The sequence below is a fragment of the Piscinibacter gummiphilus genome, from assembly GCF_032681285.1.
In the GTDB taxonomy this organism is placed as follows: Bacteria; Pseudomonadota; Gammaproteobacteria; order Burkholderiales; family Burkholderiaceae_C; genus Rhizobacter; species Rhizobacter gummiphilus_A.
Genome location: NZ_CP136336.1, coordinates 904759 through 930082 on the forward strand (window position 1 = coordinate 904759; position 25324 = coordinate 930082).

At 64.9% G+C, this 25324-nt stretch carries 21 protein-coding genes; 12 read left to right on the forward strand and 9 right to left on the reverse strand.

The window, feature by feature from the left end; genetic code table 11:
• The first annotated feature begins 351 nt into the window (after positions 1-351).
• The 6 genes from RXV79_RS04360 to RXV79_RS04385 all read left to right on the forward strand — a co-directional run bounded on the left by RXV79_RS04360 (position 352) and on the right by RXV79_RS04385 (position 10302).
• The gene (locus tag RXV79_RS04360; protein WP_316702250.1) at positions 352-939 is read left to right on the forward strand and encodes a shikimate kinase; all 588 of its coding nucleotides are present in this window, start codon (positions 352-354) and stop codon (positions 937-939) included.
• Positions 940-963: 24 nt separating this feature from the next.
• Positions 964-2055, forward strand: coding sequence for a 3-dehydroquinate synthase (gene aroB / locus RXV79_RS04365; protein WP_316702251.1), 1092 nt, complete (start codon positions 964-966; stop codon positions 2053-2055).
• 22 nt (positions 2056-2077) lie between these two features.
• Entirely contained in the window at positions 2078-3211 is a 1134-nt protein-coding gene (locus tag RXV79_RS04370) for a deoxyguanosinetriphosphate triphosphohydrolase (protein WP_316702252.1), read from the forward strand.
• A gap of 4 nt (positions 3212-3215) precedes the next feature.
• The gene (locus RXV79_RS04375; protein ID WP_316702253.1) at positions 3216-3899 is read left to right on the forward strand and encodes a transposase; all 684 of its coding nucleotides are present in this window, start codon (positions 3216-3218) and stop codon (positions 3897-3899) included.
• 134 nt (positions 3900-4033) lie between these two features.
• A complete protein-coding gene (locus tag RXV79_RS04380; protein WP_316702254.1) occupies positions 4034-8791 on the forward strand; it encodes a glutamate synthase-related protein in 4758 nt (1585 codons plus the stop codon).
• A 32-nt stretch (positions 8792-8823) separates the two neighbouring features.
• A complete protein-coding gene (locus RXV79_RS04385; RefSeq protein ID WP_316702255.1) occupies positions 8824-10302 on the forward strand; it encodes a glutamate synthase subunit beta in 1479 nt (492 codons plus the stop codon).
• A 77-nt stretch (positions 10303-10379) separates the two neighbouring features.
• Here RXV79_RS04385 and RXV79_RS04390 read toward each other — a convergent pair whose 3' ends face one another.
• The 7 genes from RXV79_RS04390 to RXV79_RS04420 form a co-directional block, all read right to left on the reverse strand.
• On the reverse strand, positions 10380-14174 hold the full coding sequence (locus RXV79_RS04390) for a pilus assembly protein (protein WP_316702256.1): 3795 nt from the start codon (positions 14172-14174) through the stop codon (positions 10380-10382).
• An 8-nt stretch (positions 14175-14182) separates the two neighbouring features.
• Positions 14183-14833, reverse strand: a complete 651-nt coding sequence (locus RXV79_RS04395; RefSeq protein ID WP_316702258.1) for a hypothetical protein — start codon at positions 14831-14833, stop codon at positions 14183-14185.
• The gene (locus RXV79_RS04400; RefSeq protein ID WP_316702259.1) at positions 14830-16068 is read right to left on the reverse strand and encodes a PilW family protein; all 1239 of its coding nucleotides are present in this window, start codon (positions 16066-16068) and stop codon (positions 14830-14832) included. Before RXV79_RS04400 ends, RXV79_RS04395 begins: the two co-directional genes overlap by 4 nt.
• Before the next feature lie 8 nt (positions 16069-16076).
• The gene (locus RXV79_RS04405; RefSeq protein WP_316702260.1) at positions 16077-16478 is read right to left on the reverse strand and encodes a type IV pilus modification PilV family protein; all 402 of its coding nucleotides are present in this window, start codon (positions 16476-16478) and stop codon (positions 16077-16079) included.
• Between the two features lies 1 nt (position 16479).
• Complete coding sequence (locus tag RXV79_RS04410; protein WP_316702261.1) at positions 16480-17091, reverse strand: GspH/FimT family pseudopilin; 612 nt, start codon at positions 17089-17091, stop codon at positions 16480-16482.
• 23 nt (positions 17092-17114) lie between these two features.
• Complete coding sequence (locus tag RXV79_RS04415) at positions 17115-17588, reverse strand: type IV pilin protein (RefSeq protein WP_316702262.1); 474 nt, start codon at positions 17586-17588, stop codon at positions 17115-17117.
• Positions 17589-17708: 120 nt separating this feature from the next.
• Positions 17709-18767: a DUF3108 domain-containing protein gene (locus RXV79_RS04420; RefSeq protein WP_316702263.1), complete on the reverse strand. Its 1059-nt coding sequence runs from the start codon at positions 18765-18767 to the stop codon at positions 17709-17711.
• A 127-nt stretch (positions 18768-18894) separates the two neighbouring features.
• Between RXV79_RS04420 and RXV79_RS04425 the strand changes: the two genes are divergently transcribed.
• The 6 genes from RXV79_RS04425 (at position 18895) to RXV79_RS04450 (ending at position 22868) form a co-directional block, all read left to right on the forward strand.
• Complete coding sequence (locus tag RXV79_RS04425; RefSeq protein WP_316702264.1) at positions 18895-19689, forward strand: ABC transporter ATP-binding protein; 795 nt, start codon at positions 18895-18897, stop codon at positions 19687-19689.
• Positions 19686-20468, forward strand: coding sequence for a lipid asymmetry maintenance ABC transporter permease subunit MlaE (gene mlaE / locus RXV79_RS04430; protein WP_316702265.1), 783 nt, complete (start codon positions 19686-19688; stop codon positions 20466-20468). The genes RXV79_RS04425 and mlaE overlap by 4 nt, the downstream gene beginning before the upstream one ends.
• A 29-nt stretch (positions 20469-20497) precedes the next feature.
• On the forward strand, positions 20498-21004 hold the full coding sequence (gene mlaD / locus RXV79_RS04435; protein WP_316702266.1) for an outer membrane lipid asymmetry maintenance protein MlaD: 507 nt from the start codon (positions 20498-20500) through the stop codon (positions 21002-21004).
• Positions 21004-21807: an MlaA family lipoprotein gene (locus tag RXV79_RS04440; protein WP_316702267.1), complete on the forward strand. Its 804-nt coding sequence runs from the start codon at positions 21004-21006 to the stop codon at positions 21805-21807. Before mlaD ends, RXV79_RS04440 begins: the two co-directional genes overlap by 1 nt.
• A gap of 129 nt (positions 21808-21936) precedes the next feature.
• Positions 21937-22563 carry an MlaC/ttg2D family ABC transporter substrate-binding protein gene (locus RXV79_RS04445; RefSeq protein WP_413816665.1) on the forward strand — a complete coding sequence of 209 codons (627 nt, stop codon included), beginning with the start codon at positions 21937-21939 and terminating at the stop codon, positions 22561-22563.
• Positions 22564-22568: 5 nt separating this feature from the next.
• Positions 22569-22868: an STAS domain-containing protein gene (locus tag RXV79_RS04450; RefSeq protein ID WP_316702269.1), complete on the forward strand. Its 300-nt coding sequence runs from the start codon at positions 22569-22571 to the stop codon at positions 22866-22868.
• A 7-nt stretch (positions 22869-22875) separates the two neighbouring features.
• Here the strand turns inward: RXV79_RS04450 and RXV79_RS04455 are convergent, their stop codons facing one another.
• Both RXV79_RS04455 and zwf read right to left on the reverse strand, forming a co-directional pair.
• Positions 22876-23745, reverse strand: coding sequence for a MurR/RpiR family transcriptional regulator (locus RXV79_RS04455; protein WP_316702270.1), 870 nt, complete (start codon positions 23743-23745; stop codon positions 22876-22878).
• Positions 23746-23840: 95 nt separating this feature from the next.
• Positions 23841-25286: a glucose-6-phosphate dehydrogenase gene (gene zwf / locus RXV79_RS04460; protein WP_316702271.1), complete on the reverse strand. Its 1446-nt coding sequence runs from the start codon at positions 25284-25286 to the stop codon at positions 23841-23843.
• Positions 25287-25324 lie beyond the last annotated feature (38 nt).

Consider the following 25324-nt stretch of genomic DNA (forward strand, 5'->3'; position numbering starts at 1 on the left):
TGGGTCATCGTTCCAGGTTAGTCCCGACGAGGCGGGCTATGCAACTGGCACAGCCCTGTGCCCTGGTGCCAATACACGCGTTGCGGACATCACCGTGATTGGAGGGACAGCGCCGTACCGCGTACTGAGCCCCGAACACACGAGAATTACGTTCGGCCCGCCAGGCAGCACGACGCCTACCCACATGGGTGAGTACATTGTTGCCAATCGCAATCAGCAATTTGCAGTGTTCGCGACTGGATGTTTAGAAATGACTGTCACTGTGATGGATGACCTGCGGCGTGTTGCGACAGTCACGGTCACGGCTGCTTCAGGGTCTGGCAGCTAGTCAAGCACCGCTCTAATCTGGCCATGAGTGCTGCCGGCATAAGGGGGCTGGCTCTCGTCGGCATGCCTGGTGGTGGAAAGTCCACTGTGGGCCGGCAACTCGCCAAGCGTCTGGGTTGGACCTTTGCCGATTCCGATGTCCTCATTGAAAAGCGACTCGGCAGCTCTATTCGCGCCTTCTTCGAACGCGAAGGTGAAAAAGCCTTCCGAGAGATCGAATCCACAGTCATCGACGAGCTGACAAAGTCCCAGGGTTTGGTGATCGCGACGGGTGGAGGGGCGCTTCTCAGAGCAGACAGCAGGGAGCGGCTGCACCAACGCTATCGCGTCGTCTATCTTCATTCGTCTCCCGAGGAACTGTTTCGGCGCCTACGGCACGACAGCTCTCGTCCGCTGCTTCAGGTCGCCGATCCGTTGGCAAAGCTGCGGGAGTTGTACCAAGAACGGGACCCCCTCTACCGCCAAGTCGCTCATTTCACGGTGGAAACGGGTCGTCCCTCGGTTGGCGCCTTGGTGAACAACGTCCTGATGCAACTCGAACTGGCGGGCGAGATCGACCCTGGGCTCGCTCTGTCCCCGGTAGACCCCTTTATCCCTTCCCGAGAGGGCTGAGTGCTCGCCGGTACACTTGCTGGCATGGTTCCAAAGACTGAGTGCGTCGGTATAGAGCTTTCCGATCGAAGCTATGACATCGTCATAGGGACTGGCCTGCTGGACGACGGAGCAAGTCTTGACAAGCTTCCGGCCGCCACCACGGCGCTGGTCGTCACCAATCCCGCCGTGTCGAAGCTCTATGCCGCCCGTACTCTGGCGCTGCTGCAGCGCAAATACAGACCGGTCCTTCTGATCGAACTGCCAGATGGCGAAGCCTACAAGGACTGGACGTCGCTCAATCTGATCTTTGACAGACTCCTGGGTGCCGGCTGTGATCGCAAAACTTTGATCTTCGCGCTCGGCGGGGGGGTGGTCGGTGACATCGCCGGTTTCTCCGCTGCCTGCTACATGCGCGGCGTGCCCTTCGTCCAGATCCCCACAACGTTGCTGGCGCAAGTCGATTCCTCGGTCGGCGGCAAGACCGCGATCAACCACCCGATGGGAAAGAACATGATTGGCGCGTTCTACCAGCCCCTGCGTGTCATCGCCGATCTCGACACGCTGGATACTCTGCCCGAGCGCGAACTTTCGGCCGGGCTGGCTGAGGTCATCAAATACGGTCCTATCGCTGACGACGCCTTCCTGCATTGGATCGAAGCCAATCTTGACGCCTTGCTGGCACGCGACAAGGCGGCCTTGGCATATGCCGTGAAGCGCTCCTGCGAGATCAAGGCCTGGGTCGTCGGCCAAGACGAGCGCGAGACGGGGCTGCGAGCGATCCTCAACTTCGGCCACACGTTCGGCCACGCCATAGAAGCCGGCCTCGGGTATGGCGAGTGGCTGCATGGCGAAGCGGTGGGCTGCGGCATGGTGATGGCCATCGATCTGTCGCAACGACTCGGCTTCGTCGATGCGGCCTATGCCGAACGGCTGACGCGGCTCATCGAACGCGCGCGTCTCCCGATCCGCGGCCCGGCGCTGGGCGCTGAGCGTTACCTCGAGTTGATGCGCGTCGACAAGAAGTCGGAAGCCGGCGAGATCCGATTCGTCGTGATCGAAGCGCCTGGCCGCGCCGTCATGCGGCCCGCACCTGATGCCATGGTGCGAGACGTGATCGCCGCGCACACGGCCTGACGACAGCCTCGCGTTTCCCCGCATGCTAAAGCCCTACGCGTGCGACCCCGCCTTCACGCGCGGCCGGCGGCATGCAGAGCCGCCCGCTCCCACGCGCAGTGACTACCAGCGAGACCGCGATCGCATCGTGCACAGCACGGCGTTCCGCCGCCTGGTCTACAAGACCCAGGTCTTTCTCAACCATGAGGGCGACCTATTCCGCACCCGACTGACGCACTCCCTTGAGGTCGCCCAACTGGGCCGTTCGATCGCCAGGACACTTGGGCTCAACGAAGACCTGGTAGAGGCCATTGCGCTGGCGCACGACCTCGGCCACACCCCGTTCGGCCACGCGGGGCAGGATGCGCTGGACGACTGCCTGCGCGAGGCCGATCCGGAGGGTGGTGGTTTCGAACACAACCTGCAAAGCCTGCGGGTCGTCGACACGCTGGAAGAGCGCTACCCCGAATTCGATGGCCTCAACCTCACGTTCGAGACGCGCGAGGGCATCCTCAAGCACTGCTCTTTGCGGCATGCCAAGGCACTCGTCGCAAACGAGCCCGATGGTGTGGCGCGGCGATTCGTCGACCGCACGCAGCCGAGCCTCGAGGCGCAGTTGTGCAACATCGCCGACGAGATCGCCTACAACGCGCACGACGTGGACGATGGTGTGCGCTCCGGCTTGATCGACATGGAGCAGCTCGACGAGGTGCCGCTTTTCGCGCGCTTCCGGCGCGAGGCCGTGGCACAGCACCCGACGCTCGCGGGCCGGCGACTGCTGTTCGAGACCATCCGGCGCATGCTGTCCGCGCAGGTCTATGACGTGCTCGAAGCGACCTCGCAAGCGCTCGACGAGGCTGCACCTACAAGCGTCGACCAAGCGCGACGCTCGCGGCCCCTGGTGTCCTTCACCGAGCCGATGGCCACCGACAGCCAGGCGCTGAAGCGCTTCCTGCGAACGAATCTGTACCGCCACCCCAAGGTTGTCGCCACGACCGACAGCGCCAAGCAAGTGATCCGCGACCTGTTCCAGGCGTACCGCACCGACTTTTCGGAATCGGCGCAAGGGCGCTTCGAGCCCTCGCCCCGCGGCATTGCCGACTACATCGCCGGCATGACCGACCGCTACGCCCTCAAGGAACACGAGCGCCTTACCGGCCGTCGCCTCTTCGATTGACGCCATGGCCCGGCTGACGCGCTTGTGCATTCCCGGCTGGCCGCACCTCGTCGTGCAACGGGGCCACGATCGCGGGCTGGTCTTCGTGGATGACCTCGACCGCGCGCTCTTTCGCGATCTTCTCCAGGAGGCGGCGCTTCAGCATGGCGTTCAGCTGCATGCGTATGGACTGCTGGAGCACGAGGTGCGCCTGCTCGCCAAGCCGATGGCCGCCGATGGCCTCAGCAAACTGATCCAGGCAATCGGCCGCGGGTATGTGATCCGCTTCAACCGCAGGCACGGCCGGCGTGGGGCGCTGTGGGAAGGGCGGTTTCGGGCGACGGTGGTGGAGCCGGAACAGCACTTGCTTGATTGCATGCTGTTCGTGGAAGGCGCGGCTGACGGTGGGCCGAGCGGGCAGCAAGAGAACGCTTGGTGCAGCGCGCCCCACCACCTCGGGGCAAAGGTGGACCCGCTGGTGACGGAGCCAGCCCAATATTGGGCGCTGGGCAACACCCCATTCGACCGCGAGGCAGCTTATCGCCACCTGTATGAGCAGGCGCTCACAACCAAGAAAATCGAAGAGATTCGCGGGGCGCTGAGCGCGGGCTGGCCTCTTGGAACGCCGGCATTCCGGCACGCGCTGGAAGATCAGACGGAACGACGTTTGACACCGCTACCCCGCGGTCGTCCGCGAAAACTTGCCTGATTGTTCTGTCCCTAATTTTTGCATACCTGTTTGAGGTGGATGTTAAATTGGGGACAGACACCCTTTATTTCGATTGAACGGTCTGCTGCGCCGCAGTATTCTCGGGACATCCCCGTTTCGAGATGGAGTGCGCCATGAACCAGGCCGCCAAGGGTGTTCCTACCCCTGCAGAACTTCAAGACAGCGCCGAACACGGCCTGTACAACCCGGCCAACGAGCATGACGCCTGTGGCGTCGGCTTCGTCGCCCACATCAAGGGCCAGAAGGCCCACCACATCGTCGAGCAGGGCCTGAAGATCCTGGAGAACCTCGACCACCGGGGTGCCGTCGGCGCCGACAAGCTGATGGGCGACGGCGCGGGCATCCTGATCCAGATCCCCGACGAGTTCTACCGCGCCGAGATGGCCGCCAAGGGCGTGGAACTGCCGCCGCCCGGTGAGTATGGCGTCGGCATGATCTTCCTGCCCAAGGAACACGCCTCGCGCCTTGCTTGCGAGCAGGCCGTTGAGCGCGCGATCAAGGTCGAAGGTCAGGTGCTGCTCGGCTGGCGTGACGTGCCGGTCGACACCGACATGCCGATGTCGCCTACCGTGCGCGCCAAGGAGCCGATCATCCGCCAGGTCTTCATCGGCCGCGGCCCCGACGTGATCGTGCCCGACGCGCTCGAGCGCAAGCTGTACGTCATTCGCAAGACGGCCTCGAGCGCCATCCAGCGCCTGAAGCTCACGCACAGCCACGAGTACTACGTGCCCAGCATGAGCTGCCGCACGATCATCTACAAGGGCCTGCTGCTGGCTGACCAGGTCGGCAAGTACTACAAGGACCTGCAGGACCCGCGCGTGACTTCGGCGCTTGCGCTCGTGCACCAGCGCTTCTCGACCAACACCTTCCCCGAGTGGCCGCTCGCCCACCCGTACCGCATGGTCGCCCACAATGGCGAAATCAACACGGTGAAGGGCAACTTCAACTGGATGCGTGCCCGCGAAGGCGTGATGAAGTCGCCGGTGCTGGGTGACGACCTGCAGAAGCTCTATCCGATCAGCTTCGAAGGCCAGTCCGACACCGCGACCTTCGACAACGCGCTGGAACTGCTCACGATGAGCGGCTATTCCCTCGCGCATGCCGCGATGATGATGATCCCCGAGGCGTGGGAACAGCACACGCTGATGGACGATCGCCGCCGTGCCTTCTACGAGTACCACGCCGCGATGCTGGAGCCGTGGGATGGCCCCGCCTCGATGGTGTTCACCGACGGCCGCCAGATCGGCGCCACGCTCGACCGCAACGGCCTGCGCCCCTCGCGCTACATCGTGACCGACGATGACCTCGTCGTCATGGCTTCGGAATCCGGCGTGCTGCCGATGATCCCCGAGAACAAGATCGTCAAGAAGTGGCGGCTGCAGCCGGGCAAGATGTTCCTGATCGACTTCGAGCAGGGCCGCATCATCGAAGACGAAGAGCTGAAGAACCAGTTTGCGCTCGCCAAGCCCTACCGCCAGTGGATCGAGAACGTGCGCGTGCGCCTCGACTCGATCGAAGCCATCGGCAGCGCTTCCGAATTCAGCGAATCGCTGCTCGACCGCCAGCAGGCCTTCGGCTACACGCAGGAAGACCTCAAGTTCCTGATGAGCCCGATGGCGCAAGCCGGCGAAGAAGGCACCGGCTCGATGGGCAACGACTCGCCGCTCGCGGTGCTGTCGGACAAGAACAAGCCGCTCTATAACTACTTCAAGCAGCTGTTCGCGCAGGTTACCAACCCGCCGATCGACCCGATCCGCGAAGCGGTGGTGATGTCGCTCGTGTCCTTCATCGGCCCCAAGCCCAACCTGCTCGACATCAACGCGGTCAACCCGCCGATGCGGCTCGAGGTCTCGCAGCCGGTGCTCGACTTCGCCGACATGGCCCGCCTGCGCGAGATCGAGAAGACCACCAACGGCAAGTTCAAGAGCTACGAGCTCAACATCACCTACCCGCTGTCCTGGGGTGACGAAGGTGTCGAAGCCAAGCTCGCCTCCCTGTGCGCCGAGAGCGTGGACGCGATCAAGAGCGGCCACAACATCCTGATCATCAGTGACCGCCGCATGGACCGCGACAACGTCGCGATCCCCGCGCTGCTCGCGCTCTCGGCCGTGCACCAGCACCTGGTTCGCGAGGGCCTGCGCACGACCGCCGGCCTCGTGGTCGAGACGGGCTCGGCGCGCGAGGTGCACCACTTCGCCGTGCTTGCTGGCTACGGCGCAGAAGCCGTGCACCCTTATCTCGCGATGGAGACGCTGACGTCGCTCCACAAGGAGCTGCCGGGCGACCTGTCGGCCGAGAAGGCGATTTACAACTACGTGAAGGCGATCGGCAAGGGTCTCTCGAAGATCATGTCGAAGATGGGCGTGTCGACCTACATGTCGTACTGCGGTGCGCAGCTCTTCGAGGCCATTGGTCTCGAGAAGTCGCTGATCGACAAGTACTTCCGCGGCACGGCCAGCCAGGTGGGCGGCATTGACGTGTTCGACGTGGCGGAAGAAGGCATCCGCATGCACAAGGCCGCCTTCGGCGACGACCCGGTGCTCGCCGGCATGCTGGACGCCGGCGGCGAGTACGCCTGGCGCACCCGCGGCGAAGAGCACATGTGGACGCCGGATGCGATCGCCAAGCTGCAGCACAGCACGCGCGCCAACCGCTACGACACCTACAAGGAATACGCCCAGATCATCAACGATCAGTCGCGTCGCCACATGACCCTGCGCGGCCTGTTCGAGTTCAAGCTCGACCCGAGCAAGGCCATCCCGCTCGACGAGGTGGAGCCGGCGGCCGAAATCGTGAAGCGCTTCGCCACGGGTGCGATGTCGCTCGGCTCGATCTCGACCGAAGCCCACGCGACCCTCGCTGTTGCGATGAACCGCATCGGCGGCAAGAGCAACACCGGCGAAGGCGGTGAAGACCCAGCGCGTTATCGCAACGAGCTCAAGGGCATCAAGATCACCGACGGCACCAAACTCTCCGACGTGGTGGGTACGAAAGTGGTCGAGGCCGACTACGACTTGAAGGCCGGCGACTCGCTGCGCTCGAAGATCAAGCAGGTGGCCTCGGGCCGCTTCGGCGTCACGACCGAGTACCTCGCCTCGGCTGACCAGATCCAGATCAAGATGGCCCAGGGCGCGAAGCCGGGCGAGGGCGGCCAGCTGCCGGGCGGCAAGGTGTCCGACTACATCGGCTTCCTGCGTTACTCGGTGCCAGGTGTGGGTCTCATCAGCCCGCCGCCGCACCACGACATCTACTCGATCGAAGACCTGGCGCAGCTCATCCATGACCTGAAGAACGCCAACCCGCGCGCCGACATCAGTGTGAAGCTCGTGTCCGAAGTGGGCGTGGGCACGATCGCGACGGGTGTGGCCAAGGCCAAGTCCGACCACATCGTGATCGCAGGCCATGATGGCGGCACGGGTGCGTCGCCCTGGTCGTCGATCAAGCACGCCGGCACGCCGTGGGAGCTGGGCCTCGCCGAGACGCAGCAGACGCTGGTGCTCAACCGACTGCGCGGCCGTGTGCGCGTGCAGGCCGACGGCCAGATGAAGACCGGCCGCGACGTCGTGATCGGTGCACTCCTGGGCGCCGATGAATTCGGCTTCGCCACCGCACCGCTGGTGGTCGAGGGCTGCATCATGATGCGCAAGTGCCACCTCAACACCTGCCCGGTGGGCGTGGCCACCCAAGACCCGGTGCTGCGCGCCAAGTTCCAGGGCCGGCCCGAGCACGTGGTGAACTACTTCTTCTTCGTCGCCGAGGAAGCGCGCCAGATCATGGCGCAACTGGGCATCCGCAAGTTCGACGACCTGATCGGCCGCGCCGATCTGCTCGACACGAAGAAGGGCATCTCGCACTGGAAGGCGAAGGGCCTGGACTTCAGCCGCGTCTTCCACCTGCCGGCGGCTCCTGCCGAAGTGGCCCGCCGCCATGTCGAATCGCAGGACCACGGCCTGGCCCGTGCGCTCGACGTCAAGTTGATCGAGAAGTGCAAGCCTGCTATTGAGCGTGGCGAGAAGGTGCAGATCATCGAGCAGACGCGCAATGTGAACCGCACCGTCGGCGCCATGCTGTCGGGCGAGCTCGTGCGCCACCATCCCGAGGGCCTGCCTGACGAGACGGTCTTCATCCAGACCGAAGGCACTGGCGGACAGAGCTTCGGCGCCTTCCTCGCCAAGGGCATCACCCTGTACCTGATCGGCGACGCGAACGACTACACCGGCAAAGGCTTGTCGGGTGGCCGCGTGGTCGTGCGCCCGAGCATTGACTTCCGTGGCGATGCAGCGCGCAACATCATCGTCGGCAATACGGTGCTTTACGGTGCGACGAGCGGTGAGGCCTTCTTCCGCGGTGTGGGCGGCGAGCGTTTTGCCGTTCGCCTCTCCGGTGCGACAGCCGTTGTCGAAGGCACGGGTGACCACGGTTGCGAGTACATGACGGGCGGCACCGTCGCCGTGCTCGGCAAGACCGGTCGCAACTTCGCAGCCGGCATGAGCGGTGGCGTGGCCTACGTGTACGACGAAGATGGCCAGTTCGCCAAGCGCTGCAACACGGCGATGGTGTCGCTTGAAAAGGTGGTGCCGTCTGCTGAACAGGAAGCCGCGTCCGACAAGTCCGTGTGGCACCGTGGCGAAACCGACGAGGCCATCCTCAAGAAGCTGCTCAACGACCACCACCGCTGGACCGGCAGCCTGCGCGCACGCGAGATCCTCGACCACTGGGCCGACGCTCGCGGCAAGTTCGTGAAGGTCTTCCCGAACGAATACAAGCGCGCATTGGGCGAGATGAGCGCGGCCAAGGAAGCCGGCGACACGATCGCCCGCGCCAAGGGCAGCGACGCCAAGTCCGGCGGCAAGAGCCGCGCGAAGGCTTGAGCGTTCAGTAGCAATTCGAACGAGACACGATCATGGGAAAAGTCACCGGCTTCATGGAATACGAGCGTCTGGAAGAGGGCTACGAGCCCGTCCAGAAGCGCCTGAAGAACTACAAGGAATTCGTCATCGGCCTCAAGGAAGACGAGGCAAAGGTCCAGAGCGCACGCTGCATGGACTGCGGCACGCCGTTCTGCAACAACGGCTGCCCGGTCAACAACATCATTCCGGACTTCAACGACCTCGTGTACCGCAATGACTGGCAGAACGCCTGGGCCGTGCTCGACTCCACCAACAACTTCCCCGAGTTCACCGGCCGCATCTGCCCCGCACCGTGCGAGGCCGCCTGCACGCTGAACGTGAACGACGACGCGGTGGGCATCAAGAGCATCGAGCACGCGATCATCGACCGCGCTTGGGCGGAAGGCTGGGTGCAGCCGCGCCTGCCCAAGGCGAAAACCGGCAAGAAGGTGGCGGTGGTCGGTTCCGGCCCGGCCGGTCTCGCGGCTGCGCAGCAGCTGGCACGCGCCGGCCACGACGTGACCGTGTTCGAGAAGAACGACCGCCTCGGCGGCCTGCTGCGCTATGGCATCCCCGACTTCAAGATGGAGAAGTCGCACATCGACCGCCGCACGGCGCAGATGGAAAAGGAAGGTGTCGTCTTCAAGACCGGCGTGCTGGTGGGCAAGCTGCCCGAAGGCAGCAAGGTCACCAATTGGGCGAAGGAAACGATCTCGGCCGAAGAGCTGCAGCAGCAGTTCGACGCCGTGCTGCTGGCCGGGGGTGCCGAGCAGTCGCGCGACCTCCCCGTGCCGGGCCGCGACCTCGATGGCGTGCACTTCGCGATGGAGTTCCTGCCGCAGCAGAACAAGGTCAACGCCGGCGACAAGCTCAAAGACCAGCTGCGCGCCGACGGCAAGCACGTCGTCGTGATCGGCGGCGGTGACACCGGCAGCGACTGCGTGGGTACGAGCAACCGCCACGGCGCGAAAAGCGTGACCCAGTTCGAGCTGATGCCGATGCCGCCCGAGCAGGAAGACAAGCCGCTCGTGTGGCCCTACTGGCCCATCAAGCTGCGCACGAGCTCCAGCCACGAAGAAGGCTGCGAGCGCGAGTTCGCCATCGCCACCAAGGAATTCATCGGCGGCGAAGGCAAGGACAAGGGCAAGGTCAAGGCGCTGAAGGCCGTCCGTGTGGAATGGCAGGGCGGCAAGATGACCGAGGTGCCTGGCTCCGAGCAAATCATCCCGGCCGATCTGGTCCTGTTGGCGATGGGCTTCGTGAACCCGGTGGCCAGCATGCTGGAGTCCTTCGGTGTCGACAAGGACGCGCGTGGCAACGCCAAGGCGACGACCGACTTCACTGGCGGCTACGTGACGAACGTGGCCAAGGTGTTTGCGGCGGGTGATGTGCGCCGCGGGCAGTCGCTCGTGGTGTGGGCCATCCGCGAAGGGCGCCAGGCGGCGCGGGCTGTGGACGAGTTTCTGATGGGGGTGAGCGACCTCCCGCGTTGAGCACCTGTTCTCCATTTAAAAAGGCGGGCATGTGCCCGCCTTTTGTCTGGAGCCTTCCCAGGCCCCGGGGTTGTCGATCAATTGCTCAGTGTCTGGATCTCGCGCCAGTTAAGGCGGCCAGGCGGCTTGCCTGGGGGCGGTGCGCTTCGGACTTGGCTGAGACCGCCTCGGTCATCGCCGAAGATGATCTCGCGCTTGCCGTTCACGCTCAGGTCCTTGATGTCGGTCACGTTGCTGGCGATCTGCACGAAGGGCAGACGCTCGTTGGTCACCGACGAGAGCAGCAGCGACTGTGCGTTGTAGAAGTCCACGCCAATGATGCGGCTGGTGCCGGTGGGACTGCAGGGGTCGTTCACCAAAGCAACTGCCACGAAGGTCACCGTACCGTAGAAGGTCGACGGAACCGTGACCACCCGGTACGGCGGGCCAGACGCCGTGGCCGCATCAAGTTCGTTGATGTTGATGTACCAGCCGCGCCGGGTCGAATAGTCGATGGTCGGCGGGTTCACCGGGTCGGTGGTCCGGACCAAGTTCGACTTGCTGACCGGCGCCGAGATGGGGGCGAATCCACCATCTCGCCCGTTACCGTCGGTGATGGCATAGAAGCTTTGATATTGGGTCGAGCCGATGTCGGTCGTGTCGAGCAGCTTGCCCGTGCCAACCATCACGAAGCGGGTGTTGGTGCGCGGGTCTACTTCGATGACGGGGCGGGCGGTGATGGGTTGCCGAGCGCCGTTGTCGTCGGTGGCGATGGCAAGCAGCTCCGGTGCAGGGTAGTTGCCAGTGAGGCCGGTCAAGTTCACACGCCAGACGTTTCCGTCGAGGTCGACGGCATACAGCGTGTCCATGATGTTGGCGTCGTAGCGCTCGACATAGCCATTCACCTGTGCCAAGCCGTTGCTCGACGTCGGCGTGGCAATCTTTTCGAGCAATTCGCCGGTGCGCGGGTTGACGAGGTAGATGTAGCCGAAGCTGCTGCCGTTGTTGTAGCCCGACGTCAGCACAACCACCCAGCCGTACTTGCGGGTCTTGCCGATGAGCGGGGCGCCGTAGCTGTACCCCATGTCCGGGTCGGTGAACTCCCAGAGGACTTTGCTGACGAGATTGCCCTCGCTGGTCGCATTGAAGTCCGGGTTGGTCACGTCAAGCGCGTAGAAGCTCTTGCCGCCTTTGCCGAGGCCGCCGACGAGAATGGTCCGCCAATCGGGGGCCGTGACGAGCGGGTCGGGGTTGCGGGTGTTGTGGAAGTCGACGTCGAAGGTGACAGGGGTCGCGTTCACGAAATACTTGTGCACATAAGGCGAGCGGCCCAGGGCCGCCAGCCCGTTGACTCCGGGGGTGTTGGTTGCCCCGTTGAGTAGTACGGAGGGTACGTAGGCGAAAAGTTCGCTCCCGCCGGCGGCGGTGAGCGTGCCGTCGATCGCGTGCAGCATGCCGTCGTTAGAACCGACGTATACCACGGTGCGGCGGCTCTGGTTCGCGACCTTGAAAGCGCCGTAGCCCGGGTTGTCGGCATCCGAGAACGGATAGTCGGGTTTGCCGACCGGCACGGCCTTCGATCCTTCGATGTCGCCGACGAGCGTGGAGCGCGTGCGGTAGGCACGGGTGCTGCCGGTCGCCGTCGAGTTGATCTCGTTGGTGCGATCACCGCGGAGATAGTTGAGGTAGTTGGCGCTGTCGTTGTTGGTGTCGTAGGCGGTGTCGAGCGTGGCCAGCTGTGCATTGGTCAGGCGGGAGCCGCCCGTCGCACGGAATGCCACGGCGGTGCGCGAAACCGGGTCCCAGCTTGCGATGCGGCGCCCGGTGTTCCAGCCCCCGCTGCTGGCCTGGGTTTCGAGCCGGTTCGAGAAGTACCAGACGGGCGGCTGCTCCAGCACCGGGTTTCCAGTGACGGTATCGAAGTTCAGGACATTGGCCTGGACTTCGCCGGTCCAGCTCTGCGAGTCATAGAGCGTGCTGTAGCTAGCGTTCCCGGTCTGCGCTACCTGGGGCAGCGTGGTCGAGAACGAGGTGGTGTAGGCGCGGATGCGCGACGCGATGTCAAAGAAGGCCCGTGTTAGGCCGGCGATCATCTGGTCCGGCGCGCCTGCGGTGAAGTAGTTGTCGGGGCGTGGCCCGCCCCCATCCGGCAGGGTGTCGGCGTTGGTGTGCCACCAGGCCTGAGGCAAGGCCGTAGTGCGCGTGGCAGGGTTGAAGCCGTCCGGCACCTCGAAGCCACCGTACTTCGCGGCCAACAGGAACTGGTTGTTCGGCTTCAGTGTCTGGTACTCCATGACGTCGAGCCAGTAGGTGGAGATCGTCTGCATGCCAAGCGTATTCGGCTGCGAGTTGACGTCAGGACGGATGTCGCGGGTGTGTACGTCGTAGGCAATCCCCGCCATCAGCGCGCTGTTGTTGGTGCAGCAGCCGTTGTAGGGGTTGACGGTGCCCAGCGATGCCCCCAGCCCTTCCATCACGCCGATGCGATTGGTCGCGGTGACGGCATTGATCGTGTCGCCAAAGCTCGGCTTGGCCGGCTCATTAGCGGTGAGGGACCCCGCGCCCGGGACGTTCTTGTCGGCGTGCGTGTTGGTATCACCGATCCCCAGGATGAAGTTGCGCTGGCAGGAATATTGGATGGGATCGTCCCAGTTTGTGATTACCGGGAAGTTGTCCACCCACTGCGCCCGCATGCCGGGGCCAGCGTTGCCCACGTTCGTCCAGGTGTCGATGTTGCCGAGATTCTTAAAGTAACGTACGGCAGCGTAGTAGAGCTCGCCGACCGGGTCATAGGTCTTGTAGGACCCCGAAGCGCCGAATTTATTAAGGTAGTTGATGACACCGCTGTTGGCAACCGGGGTGTTAAAAATGGTCGCTGTGGTGGCGGCGTCAGCGGCGTCAGGGTTGAGATTGAAAACCCCTGTGGTGGCACTCCACTCGCGCACCGGGTTGGCAGTGGGCGGGGATCCCACGACCGGCTGGGTCGGTCCGACGAACTTCTGCCGGGCGCGCAGGACGCCACCGTCGCGCTGCACATTGCCGTCGTTGAGATAGCCAAAGGCGCTGTAACGAATGCGGTCGGAATACTGCTGGATCAGCCCTTCGGGCTTGTAGTTCGAGGCGTACGCCCTGCAGTTCGATTCGATGCCGACGGCGCTGTCGCAGACCTTCACCCGGCCGAATACTTCATAGACGACGTTGTTGGCGCCGGTCGTGTTGTTGTAGTGAACCGGAGTCGTGCCGTTGGTGAGGTTGCTTTCGTTGTTGCTGAAGCGCAGGCGATTGCCCATGCTTTCCACTCGCATGTAGATCCGCGACAGTGATGTGAGCGGCGTGGCGCCCGTGAGCACGGTGCTGTTCGTGATCGAACGATTCGGGAAGTTGCCGGTGCCGCCTTGGCCAGAGGCCCAGGCCTTTTCAAGGACCGTGAGCGTCGCGGTGTCGATGACGCGCGATCCGCCCGTCAGCGCCCAGCGGAACGGGTCGATGGTCTGCATCGTCGCCCAGTTGAGGAAGTTGCCGCTCCACTGGCCGGTGCAGGTGTGCGTAGCCGACGCCATGGCCACCGGATAGAAGTAGCTGTCTGGGGCGGCGGTGTTGGGCGCGGTGGTGCTGTCCGTCGCGCTCGAGCGATAGCTGTAGCACTTGGCGGGGTCGAAGTAGCCGAGGTAGGTCCTGGCGTTCGAGTAGTTGCCGATGTGGGCAACGCTCACCGCGGTCGGGAACTCGACCGACAGAGCCAGCGCCAAGTTGCCGGGCACTGGGTTGTTGGTGAAGAGCGGTTGGTCGGCGAGCGGCGTCTGTGCCTGCACGATCGAACCCACCGCAACCAGGGTGCTGGCGCCAAGGGTCACGAGTGACCGACGCAGCGAGCTAAGGGTGTACTGGAACATGGGGTGCCTCACTGAAGCGTGAAGGTGGTTTGATAGAACGCCAGGGTGCCCTTCGGGCCGGTGGCGCGGATCGACAGCCTGTAGACCGGCACGACTGTGAGCGCGCCGGAGCCGCCGCTACTGGCGTTCTCAGCTTTAATCGGCGTATCGGCACGGCCGCCTGGAATGCCTGGATTGCCCGTCACGCAGTTGTCGAGCGATGGGGCTCCGTCTCTGTCGCACTGCCGGTCGATCACATAGCGCAGTCGCACGTCATCGCCAGTGATCACGATGTCGTGGCTGCTGTTGGCGAGCCCGGAGCTGTTGAAGTCGGCGTCGTTCATCAGCAGCAGATTGGGAATGCCCTGGTGGTTGTAAGCCAAGATCTGCGGGCTGTAGTTCATCGTCAGGTACCGCGCCGCAGAAATGGTCGGGTTCGCAAGGTTGGTTGGCTCCTTGGCCATCGCAATGACCCGGGCGATCGCCGCTTCGTTGCGATGGACGAGGTCTTTCTTGAACGCGAGACTCCCGGTGTTCAACAGGGAACTGTTGAAAGATCTGACAAGAGCCACCGCGCCCACCATCATGATGAGAACGGCAATGAGTGCGAACAGCAGCACGACGCCACGTTCGCGGCCGGGTGGGCGGCCAGTTTGAATTCGCGTAGGGCGGTTCTTCATGGCAATGGTGCAAATTGCATGTTGCGCAACGGGATGATGGTTTCGTAGGTGCGGTAGCGGAAATTCCGCTCATCGGCCGTCAGCGTTCTGACGTACTGCAGTTGGGCACCGCCCGAACTCGTGAGGCCAGGGAACAGTACGACCTGCTCGGGGCTGACGGGCGTGCCGTCGTCACGCAGTTTCTCCTGCACCGGAGAGCGCGTGATCAGGCCGAGGCGGATGGAGGTGATGCGCTTGAGGTCGGCGAGGGCAACACCCGACCCACTGGTCAGCTCGGCATATGTGAAGGGTGACGTGGCCGGGTCCCACCAAGTGTCGAGCATGTGATCGAAGTTGGCGTCGATGCCATACAAGGCGCGGACCTCGACCACGTTGTCAGACACTGGCTGTGGTTGGTTGGCTGCTGCAGTCGAGCCGGTCTTCAACAGGTCGAGCGCGAAGAGGGTGTTGTTGTCGCCCACGCCGAACATCTGGAAGAGCGGAGGATTCGGCGGGGTCTGCGGTGCAGGCAGAGGCGGTTGGCCTTTGCCGATCTGCGCCGCGTACACCACGCTCATGGTGGCGAAGTCGGCGTAGTTCACCGTGCTGCCGGTCGCACTGAAGTAGTCGCCGCCCAAAATCAGCGATTTGCCGGCGATGGCCGAGACCTGTTGCACCATGCATTCGCGCTGGCCACCGGCCGCGCGGTCCCCGCCGATGAGGACCAGGTCGCCGACGCTGTACTCGCCCGTGAACGGCAAGGAAAAGCTCATGGGCAGTGCGAGGTTGAACGATGTGGCCCGCATGGGCATTTCGCTCTTGCCGCCAGCGCCTGAAAGCACCGTGATGACGTCGCCGCGGGTTTGTCCGCCGGAGTCGGCGGCGTTTTTCTCGATCAGCACCGGGGCCAGACGCCGCATTTGCGATGCGGCTGCGAACGGAGCGTCGAAAGGTGCGGTGGCCGGCAGGAGCGGGCCCCCTGTGCTCACGCGCGCCGCATTGATGCGGCAGCCGAACAGTTCAGTCAGCTTCTGCGTGTAGCCCGTGCCGGCCTGCCGAATGGCGCGCTCTAGCACGAAGCTCGAATAAGCGCCCGACTGCACGGTATCGTTGAGTGCAGTCGACGTGCGCTTCTGGCCTTCTGACAGCATCAGCACGCGCGTGATCACAAGCGTCACCACGAGACCAATGGCCATGGCCACCAGCAGTTCGATGAGCGAGAAGCCTTTGGCAGCGGATGGGGCGGTCTTGTGCATGGCGGATCTCATAGGCCCACTTCCGTGGTGTAGCGGCGGGGCTGCGCGCCGCTGGGGGAATCCGGCGGGTTCCATGTGATCGTGATGCGGACCACCCCGGCGATGAGCGGGTCGGCGACGATCTCGCCCTCACCGTAGGGAAAGCCCACCACCGGGTCCTGGACTCGCTGCCGCCAGGCGTCGTAGGCCGACTGGCGCAGCGGCAGCGTTCCCTGGTCCTGGATGGCCCAGACCGCCTCGTCTACCAGACGGGCGGCACGGGTCACGTCTTCCGCGCCGATCGAGTACTGCATGGCCCGCGATTGCAAGCCCACGAGCCCGAGCAGGCCGATGGAGCAGATGAGGATGGCCACCAGGACTTCGATCAGCGTGAAGCCGCCCTGTCGTGGTCTGGAAGTTCTGTGCTGCATGTCAGCATCCCTCGGGGGCGGTTGAAGGGCGGTTCGGGTCGCACATGCGCACCCGGCCGCCAATGTCGACGATCACGCGCAACGGGCGGTCGGTGGTGCCGGTGGCTTGCGAGATGTTGAAGGTGGTGACTGCTGCGTTGCAGTCGCCATTCGGAACGCCCGTCGTCGCGGCGGTCGCGGTGGTCATCCGGCCACTCGAGTTGAAGCAGATGGCCGTTACGTTGCCCAGCGAGTTGGTCGCCAGGGCCACGACGTTGTTGGAGCCCACTTCGCTCATCCGGCCGGTCTGCACGACGGGCTCAGGGGCCACCGGCATGTCGATTGCTGTCGGAACGTACTGGACGACCCAGTTGCGCCCGCCGAAGCCGGCAGGCGCGCCCACCATCGGTGTCGCATAGGTCAGGAAGAACACCACCGTGCGATTGCGGCGTACGGCTTCCTGCTGCGCAGTCCGCAGGGCGCTTTGCACGATCTCGGCGGTGCTGCGGATGTGGTTGTTGCGGATCCAGGTGCTCAACGATGGCAGTGCCAGGCTGAAGAGCAGGCCGAACAGCGCCAAAGTGATCACCAGCTCAATGAGGGTGACCCCGTTCGAGCGGGCCTTGCTGGCCATGTGCGTGTGATGCGCCAAAGGGCTCAGCACGTCTGCCCCCGCTTCATGATCCAGCAGCCGGAGTTCGGCGTGCCCCAGCCGGTGATGAGTGCCGTGGTGTCGCGTGCGTCGGCTTGGTTGAGGGTGAAGGTGAAGCCGGTGGCGGCATTTCGGCCGACGGCGGTCAGAACATAGGTCGAAGCGGTAGGCGCCGCGAGGCAGCTCACGGTGAACGCGTCGGTGGTACGTGCGGTCAGGCACGGCGGGTTGAAGCCTCCGGTCGACGCATAGGTGCGGTTGTCTTGAAAGTACCGCTCCATGTCGGCTCTCATCGTCAGCAGCCCATTCGTGCCATCGACGAGGTGGCCTCGCAGGATGTAGTCGCGATAGCTCGGGAGTGCTACCGCAGCCAGGATTGCCACGATGGCGACCACGATCATCACTTCGATCAGCGTGAAGCCACGAGCTAGACGGGAGGGGGCAGGGTGAGCGGTCGACATCTGGAGGCCCTTATTCATGGCGGAATGGGAGAAAACTGAGTGTGGCCAGCATAGTGACGGCCGCTGGGCCCGTCGCTGGTGTTTCGACGGGAGGCAGCTTGTGGCCGACGGACGGCGGCGCTGCTCATGTCGACGGCTCTAACGCCAGGTGGGGAAGGCGACGGGTTCGGACAGCATGTCGAAATCGAGCCGTGCGACGTCTTGCTCCTCGACGCGCACCCGTATGGGCGCATGGCGCAAACTTGGTGCCAGCCAAAGCGTCACCTGGGGGCCGAAGTAGAACTCGTTGGGGTACTTCGTGACGTATTTCTCGGTGCGCAGGTTCCCCCACGAGGTGGGAAGGTCCTCCTCAGCCTCCCGCACCAGGCTCAAGTGCAGGCTGCGCCCCGCCAGGCGCACGACGACGGGGTAGGGCTGCGATGCTTCTTCCTGCGGGCGCAGGTGCAGGTCGTTGCTCAGCTTCAGCAAGGCGCTCAAGGGGTCGAGTCTCGGGCCGGTGCCGGGCTCCTGCGCGGGGTTGTCCGAAAATTGCACGGCGCGCAACTGCTGGCCCTCACCCGTCGTGCGCTGTTCTTCTTCGTAGACATCCGGGGACATGCTTCCGCCGGATGAGCTGCCGCGTGTCCTGAGGTCCCATGCGAAGACGGTTTTGAACTGCCGTGATCCGGTCACCTGCAGCGACAAGAGGTATCCGCTTGGTTCGATCTTCCACTGCAGGGTGGCGCTGCCCCCCACGGCGTGGCCACCGAACTGGCCGCTCACGGCATAGAGCACCGCGGCTTCGCCTCCGGTGCCATCGAGTGGCGTTGCCGAAGGGGCGGGCGCTGGTTCGTCGGCCGCTGCGGGGGCTGGTGCGGCTTGTGGTGTTGCCGCGCGGGGGGCGGGCGGTTTGTGTGGGGCCGGTGCTGGCGGGGTGTCGCGCTTCGCCGCGACGATGGGTGGCGTGCGCAGCGTGTCGGGAGCGGTCTTCAACTCGACCAGTGTCACGGGCTCCTGCGGGGCCCTCGACGCGAACTCGAGCTGCCGGCTGCTGTATGGCATCAGCCATGGCAGCGACACATGGCCGACGGAGACGGCAACCACCAGAAGCGCCAGCGCCACAGACCGGCCCACCCTAGAGGAGTGTCGAAAGGAATCGCTCGAAGTTGCCATCCTGGTCAGAAATGCGCCGGTCCGCGTGCCCGGCGGCAAGGTCATGCGCGCCTGCGATACATTCTCTGCGCTGCGCCGGCCGATCCAATGCCGGATGTCCCGCTAGGCGGTCCGCCTGTCAGCGAGAACGCAGACCCCCAAACCTGCTCCAGGAGTCAACAGGCCCATCGCGATGATCGAACTGCGCAACGTCACCTGCGGCTACGGCGACCGGGTCATTCTCGAAGGCGTGAACCTCACCGTGCCCCGCGGCAAGGTTCTCGCGCTGATGGGCACTTCGGGCGGCGGCAAGACCACCGTCCTGCGCTTGATCGGGCGGCAGCTCGAGCCCATGAGTGGGCAGGTGATGTTCGACGGGGTCGACATGGCCACGCTCGATGCCAAGGGGCTGTATGCCATCCGTCGGCGGATGGGCATGTTGTTTCAGTTCGGCGCTCTCTTCACCGACCTCACCGTCTTCGAGAACGTCGCCTTTCCTTTGCGCGAGCACACCGATCTGTCGGAGGCCATGATCCGTGACCTGGTGCTGATGAAGCTCAACGCGGTGGGGCTGCGCGGTGCGCGCGATCTCCTGCCCTCTCAGGTGTCGGGCGGGATGGCCCGGCGCGTGGCGCTGGCGCGCGCCATCGCGCTCGACCCCGACCTCATCATGTACGACGAGCCTTTTGCCGGCCTCGACCCCATCTCCATGGGCGTGGCGGCCACGCTGATCAAGGACTTGAACCATGCGCTGGGCGTGACCAGCATCGTGGTGTCGCACGACGTCGATGAGACCTTCCTCATCGCCGACCACGTGGTCTTCATCGCCAACGGCCGCATTGCGGCGCAAGGCACACCGGCGGAGATGCGCGCCAGCGACGACCCGCTCGTGCGCCAGTTCGTCGGCGGCAGTGCCGACGGGCCGGTGCGCTTCCACTACCCTGCGGTGCCGGTGGCCGAAGATTTCGGCCTGGGGAGGCGCACATGAAGTGGCTGCATCCGGCCGAGCTGGGCCTGCAAGTGCGGTCCAAGCTGGTCGACCTCGGGGTGGGCGCTCGGCTCTTCGTGCAGCTGGTGGCGCTGGTCGGCGTCGCCTTCGCTCGCATGCGCCTGGTGGTCGACCAGCTCTTCTTCCTCGGCAACCGTTCCTTGTCGATCATCACGGTCTCCGGGCTGTTCGTTGGTTTCGTTCTTGCGCTTCAGGGCTACTACACCTTGCAGCGCTACGGTTCTGCCGAGGCCGTGGGGCTGCTCGTGGCGCTCTCGCTGGTGCGCGAGCTCGGGCCGGTGGTCACTGCCTTGCTCTTCGCGGGGCGCGCCGGCACCTCGCTCACGGCGGAGATCGGCCTGATGAAGGCCGGTGAGCAGCTGGCCGCGATGGAGATGATGGCGGTCGACCCGGTGAAGCGGGTGCTGGCACCGCGCTTCTGGGGCGGTGTGCTGGCGATGCCGCTGCTGGCGGCGGTGTTCAGCGCGGTGGGCATCGTCGGTGGGTGGCTGGTGGCCGTGCCGCTCATCGGCATCGACGAAGGCGCCTTCTGGTCGCAGATGCAGGGCGGCGTGGAGGTGTGGGCCGACGTGGGCAATGGCGTGGTCAAGAGCGTCGTCTTTGGGTTCACCGTAACCTTCGTCGCTCTGCTGCAGGGTTATACGTGCAGGCCCACGCCCGAGGGTGTGTCGGCCGCCACCACGCGAACCGTGGTGATGGCCTCGCTGGCGGTGTTGGCACTCGACTTCGTGCTGACCGCGATGATGTTTTCGATCTGACTGAAAGAGAAGCAAAGGGAGCGACGGCGATGCAGAAATCTCGTCACGATGTGTGGGTCGGGTTGTTCGTGCTGATCGGCGCGGTGGCGGTGCTGTTCCTCGCGCTCAAGGCCGGCAACCTGCTGAGCTTGAACTTCGACGAGACCTACCCGGTGACGGCGAAGTTCGACAACATCGGTGGGCTGAAACCGCGCGCGGCGGTCAAGAGTGCCGGCGTGGTGGTCGGGCGTGTCGAATCGATCGGCTTCGACGACAAGAGCTACCAGGCGAACGTGGTGCTGCAGATGCAGAAGAAGTTCGTGTTCCCGAAAGACAGCTCGGCCAAGATCCTCACTGCGGGCCTGCTCGGCGAGCAGTACCTGGGCCTGGAGCCCGGTGCGTCGGAAAAGAACTTGGCGCCGGGTGATGTCATCACGCAGACGCAGTCGGCCGTCGTGCTCGAGAACCTCATCAGCCAGTTCCTCTACAACAAGGCGGCCGACGCCGGCTCGGCTGCACCCGCACCGGCACCCGCTCCGGCTGGCGCGAAGAAGTGATGCGCAGACTGGCACTCGTGCTCGCGGCACTGTGGGTGCTGCTGCTCACCGGCTGCGCCACCACCGGCTCCACGCCGGGGCCCACATCGCGCTCCGAGCGCATCGACCCGTGGGAGCGCTGGAACCGCAAGGTCTACAAGTTCAACGACAAGGTCGACGAGACCGTGCTGAAACCCGCCGCCACGACTTACACCAAGGTCGTGCCCGAGCCGGTGCGTCGGGGCGTCAACAACTTCTTCGGCAATGTGTCCGACGTGTGGTCGGCGGTGAACAACATGCTGCAGGGGAAGTTCAGCAACGGCCTGCAGGACATGGTGCGAGTGGGCACGAATACCTTGTTCGGCCTGGGCGGGTTTCTCGATGTGGCCAGCGAGTTCGGTGCCGATCGTCAGGGTGAAGACCTTGGCCAGACGCTCGGCTATTGGGGCATGGCCCCTGGGCCGTATGTGGTGTGGCCGGTGATCGGCCCGTCAACGCTGCGCGACTCGATCGCGCTGCCGCTCGACGTGCAGGTCTCGCCCGCGCTCGCCATGCACAACAACACCGCCAAGCTCGCCACGGCCGGGCTGCAGGCCGTCAACCAGCGTGCCAACCTGCTCGGGGCAACCGGCATGCTCAACGACATCGCACTCGACAGATACGTGTTCGTGCGCGATGCCTATCTGCAGCGCCGCCGCAACCTCGTGTACGACGGCGATCCGCCAGACGAGAAAGAGCCGGAGGACGACAACGAGCCGCCCGCCGAGGCCGCGCCGAAAGCGCCTGCCCCTGCCGCGTCTGCGGCTTCAGAGGCGGGCCGCTGAGCCGCATGTTGCTGTTGTGTAATGCTGCCAACCGCGGCGCCCGCTGCCGCGTTGATCGTTGAACTCGGCCACCGCACGTGTCTCCAACGTGATCCGTGCCGCATGGCCCGAGCCCTGAAAGGATTTCCAATGCTTCTTCGTCGACGTTTCATGACATGGTTTTCGGCGCTGGCCGTGGTGGCAGGCGCTTCAGGCACGGCGTTTGCCCAGCAGGCGCCCGATGCGCTGGTCAAGCAGGTCTCCAACGAAGTGCTCGAAGCCGCACGCGCTGACAAGTCCATCCAGGCGGGCGATGTCAACAAGGTGATGCAGCTGGTCGAACAGAAGGTCATGCCGCATGTGAACTTCCAGCGCATGACCTCCTCGGCCGTGGGCCGCTACTGGCGCCAAGCCTCGCCCGAGCAGCAGAAGCGCCTGCAGGATGAGTTCAAGACGCTGCTCGTGCGCACGTATTCCGGGGCCCTGGCCCAGGTGCGCGAGCAGACCGTGCAGCTGAAGCCGCTGCGCGCCGCCGCCGGCGACACCGAGGTGCTGGTGCGCACCGAGATCCGCGGCAAGGGCGACCCGATCCAGCTCGACTACCGCCTCGAGAAGGCCGGCGATGCCTGGAAGATCTACGACGTGAACGTGATGGGCATCTGGCTGGTCGAGAACTACCGCAACACCTTCGCGCAGGAGATCAGTGCGGGCGGCATCGATGGCCTGATCGCCAAGCTGGCGGAGCGCAACAAGGCTTCGGCCAGCGCCAAGAGCTGAACGCGATGCTGGTACTGCCCGCGACCGTCACGCTGCGAGAGGCCCGCGATGCGCAGCGCATGCTGTCGCAGGCCTTGCAGCAGGAAGCCCAATCGAAGGCGCACGAGTCGCTGGTGATGATCGACGCGTCGGGCCTGCAGCAGTTCGATTCGTCGGCCCTGGCGGTGCTGCTGGAGTGCCAGCGGCTCGCCAGCGGCTGGGGCAAGGGCTTCGCGGTGCGCAATGCGCCGAAGAAGCTGGCGGAGCTGGCGCGCCTCTATGGCGTCGACGTGCTCCTGATGCCGCCCGACGACCAGGCTGCTTGATGCACCTTCAGCCGGGCACTGCGTAGCGCTTGCTGCGCAGGTTGCGCTTGATGTCCTGCAGCATCGGGCGCAGCTCCTTGCCGAGCTTGAGCGCCACGCTGGTGGTGAGGATGTCGATCACCAGCAGGTGCAGCAACCGCGACACCATCGGGCTGTAGCGGTCGAAGTCTTCCGGGTGGTCGACCGGCAGCAGCACCTGCTGCGAGCCCGACTGCCCCATCGCCGCGAGCGGCGAGCCGCTGGTGGTGATGAAGATGGTGGTCGCGCCCTTCTTGCGCGCGATCTCGGCCACGTCGATCAGGTCGCGGCTGCGGCCCGAGTTGGAGATGATCACCGCGCAGTCGCCCGGTTGCAGCATGGTGGCGCTCATCACCTGCACATGGCTGTCGCTGATCGCGGCGGCGTTCACACCCAGGCGGAAGAACTTGTGCTGCGCGTCCTGCGCCACGATGCCCGAGTTGCCCACGCCGTAGAACTCGATGCGCCGGCCGCCCTTGCCGGCGGCCACGAGGGCGGCCACCGCACGGTCGAAGGCGAGGCCCGCCGCATCGTTGCGGTACTTGAGCAGGGCGCTCACCGCGTTGTCGATCACCTTGACGATGACGTCGTCGACCTTGTCGTCTTCATCGACCGCACGGTGCACGAAAGGCACGCCTTCGTTGACGCTGCCTGCCAGCTTGCGCTTGAAGTCGGCCAGCCCGTCGTAGCCCACGCTGCGGCAAAAGCGCACGACGGTCGGCTTGCTCACGTGCGCGCGTTTGGCCAGCTCGCTGACGGGCAGGGTGGCGAAGCTGCGCGAGTCGTTGAGCAGCAGCTTGGCCACGCGCTGCTCGGCAGGCGGCAGGGCGGGCAGGGAGGCGCGGATGCGGTCGAGCATGGGCTATCTCCGGGCTGCGGCGCCGGGCCGCTCCCAAGCAAGGCCCGATCCCCTTGGGGGATCGCGCCGTGTACTCACGGTGCGAGGGGTGGTCATCACTGTTCCTCTGACCAGGCGAAGCCGTCGCGGGCGACGAGTGCGCTCGCGGCAGCCGGGCCCCAGGTGCCCGCGGCATACGGGCGCGGCCCGGTGGTGTCTTTCGCCCACGCCTGCAGGATGGGCTCGACCCATCGCCAGGCCTGCTCCTGCTCGTCGCTGCGCACGAAGAGGTTGAGCCGGCCGGCGATCGCGTCGAGCAGCAGGCGCTCGTAGGCGCCCACGCGGTTCTCGGCGAATGCCTTGTCGAAGTCGAGGTCGAGCGACACCGGCGCGAGCATCTCCTGCTGGCCCGTGCCCTTCGCGGCGAGCAGGTGCAGTTCAAGGCCGTCTTCCGGCTGCAGCTTGATCACGAGCTTGTTGGGCTGGCTCACGCCCGGGAAGATGTTGTGCGGCGTGGGGCGGAAGTTGACGACGATCTGCGCGTCTCGCGCGGCGAGCCGCTTGCCGGTGCGCAGGTAGAAGGGCACGCCGGCCCAGCGCCAGTTCTGGATCTCGGTGCGCAGCGCGACGAAGGTCTCGCAGGTGCTGCCTGCAGGCACCTTCTGCTCCTGCTGGTAGCCGGGCACCGAATGCCCGCCCGCCGTGCCGGCGCGGTATTGGCCGCGCACCACGTCGCGCGCCACCGACTCTTCGGTGAAGGGCTTGAGCGACTTGAGCACCTTGAGCTTCTCGTCCCGGATCGCATCGGCGTCGTGGCTCGACGGCGGCTCCATCGCCACCATCGTGAGCAACTGCAGCGCATGGTTCTGGATCATGTCGCGCAGCGCGCCGGTGCGGTTGTAGAAGTCGCCGCGCGTGCCCACGCCGATCCCTTCGGCCAGCGTGATCTGGATGTTGGCGATGCTCTCGCGGCGCCACAGAGGCTCGAAGAGCACATTGCCGAAGCGCAGGGCCATCAGGTTCTGCACCGAGGGCTTGCCGAGGTAGTGGTCGATGCGGAAGGCCTGTGTCTCGCTGAACACCGAGCGCACCACGCGGTTGATCTCCTGGGCGCTGGCGAGGTCATGGCCGAGCGGCTTTTCGAGCACCACGCGGATGTGCGGGGCGTTGAGTCCGGCGGCGCCGAGTTGCTCGCAGATCTGCGGGAAGAGGTGCGGGCTGGTGGCGAGATAGAGCACCGCCGTGTCGGCATTGCGCGCCTGCAGCCAGGTCTTCAGCTTGGCGTAGTCGGCCGGCTGCGAGAGGTCCATGCGCAGGTAGTGGACCAGCTCGGCGAAGCGGGCGAACTCCTCGTCGCTCGGGCGCTTGGCGCCTTCCACGTCTTGAAAGCGTTCCTTGAGCCAGGCGCGGTACTTCTCGTCGCTCTGCTCGTCGCGCGCCACCGCGAGGATGCGCCCGCCGGCGGGCAGCTTTCCGTGGCGGAACGCCTGGAACAAGGCCGGCATCAGCTTGCGCCAGGTGAGGTCGCCGGTACCACCGAAAAAAACCAGATCGAAGGACATTTGCAGTGCCTAGCCTTGCGCTAGGATGTAACTTTGTT

Bases quoted from the DNA above. Each gene is read 5' to 3' on its own strand.
- RXV79_RS04390 (WP_316702256.1), bottom strand. From the start codon at position 14,174: ATGTTCCAGTACACCCTTAGCTCGCTGCGTCGGTCACTCGTGACCCTT.
- RXV79_RS04415 (WP_316702262.1), bottom strand. From the start codon at position 17,588: ATGAATAAGGGCCTCCAGATGTCGACCGCTCACCCTGCCCCCTCCCGT.
- mlaD (WP_316702266.1), top strand. From the start codon at position 20,498: ATGCAGAAATCTCGTCACGATGTGTGGGTCGGGTTGTTCGTGCTGATC.
- RXV79_RS04445 (WP_413816665.1), top strand. From the start codon at position 21,937: ATGCTTCTTCGTCGACGTTTCATGACATGGTTTTCGGCGCTGGCCGTG.
- RXV79_RS04440 (WP_316702267.1), top strand. From the start codon at position 21,004: ATGCGCAGACTGGCACTCGTGCTCGCGGCACTGTGGGTGCTGCTGCTC.
- aroB (WP_316702251.1), top strand. From the start codon at position 964: ATGGTTCCAAAGACTGAGTGCGTCGGTATAGAGCTTTCCGATCGAAGC.
- RXV79_RS04360 (WP_316702250.1), top strand. From the start codon at position 352: ATGAGTGCTGCCGGCATAAGGGGGCTGGCTCTCGTCGGCATGCCTGGT.
- RXV79_RS04455 (WP_316702270.1), bottom strand. From the start codon at position 23,745: ATGCTCGACCGCATCCGCGCCTCCCTGCCCGCCCTGCCGCCTGCCGAG.
- zwf (WP_316702271.1), bottom strand. From the start codon at position 25,286: ATGTCCTTCGATCTGGTTTTTTTCGGTGGTACCGGCGACCTCACCTGG.
- mlaE (WP_316702265.1), top strand. From the start codon at position 19,686: ATGAAGTGGCTGCATCCGGCCGAGCTGGGCCTGCAAGTGCGGTCCAAG.
- RXV79_RS04380 (WP_316702254.1), top strand. From the start codon at position 4,034: ATGAACCAGGCCGCCAAGGGTGTTCCTACCCCTGCAGAACTTCAAGAC.
- RXV79_RS04370 (WP_316702252.1), top strand. From the start codon at position 2,078: ATGCTAAAGCCCTACGCGTGCGACCCCGCCTTCACGCGCGGCCGGCGG.
- RXV79_RS04410 (WP_316702261.1), bottom strand. From the start codon at position 17,091: ATGGCCAGCAAGGCCCGCTCGAACGGGGTCACCCTCATTGAGCTGGTG.
- RXV79_RS04395 (WP_316702258.1), bottom strand. From the start codon at position 14,833: ATGAAGAACCGCCCTACGCGAATTCAAACTGGCCGCCCACCCGGCCGC.
- RXV79_RS04375 (WP_316702253.1), top strand. From the start codon at position 3,216: ATGGCCCGGCTGACGCGCTTGTGCATTCCCGGCTGGCCGCACCTCGTC.
- RXV79_RS04450 (WP_316702269.1), top strand. From the start codon at position 22,569: ATGCTGGTACTGCCCGCGACCGTCACGCTGCGAGAGGCCCGCGATGCG.
- RXV79_RS04425 (WP_316702264.1), top strand. From the start codon at position 18,895: ATGATCGAACTGCGCAACGTCACCTGCGGCTACGGCGACCGGGTCATT.
- RXV79_RS04400 (WP_316702259.1), bottom strand. From the start codon at position 16,068: ATGCACAAGACCGCCCCATCCGCTGCCAAAGGCTTCTCGCTCATCGAA.
- RXV79_RS04405 (WP_316702260.1), bottom strand. From the start codon at position 16,478: ATGCAGCACAGAACTTCCAGACCACGACAGGGCGGCTTCACGCTGATC.
- RXV79_RS04420 (WP_316702263.1), bottom strand. From the start codon at position 18,767: ATGACCTTGCCGCCGGGCACGCGGACCGGCGCATTTCTGACCAGGATG.
- RXV79_RS04385 (WP_316702255.1), top strand. From the start codon at position 8,824: ATGGGAAAAGTCACCGGCTTCATGGAATACGAGCGTCTGGAAGAGGGC.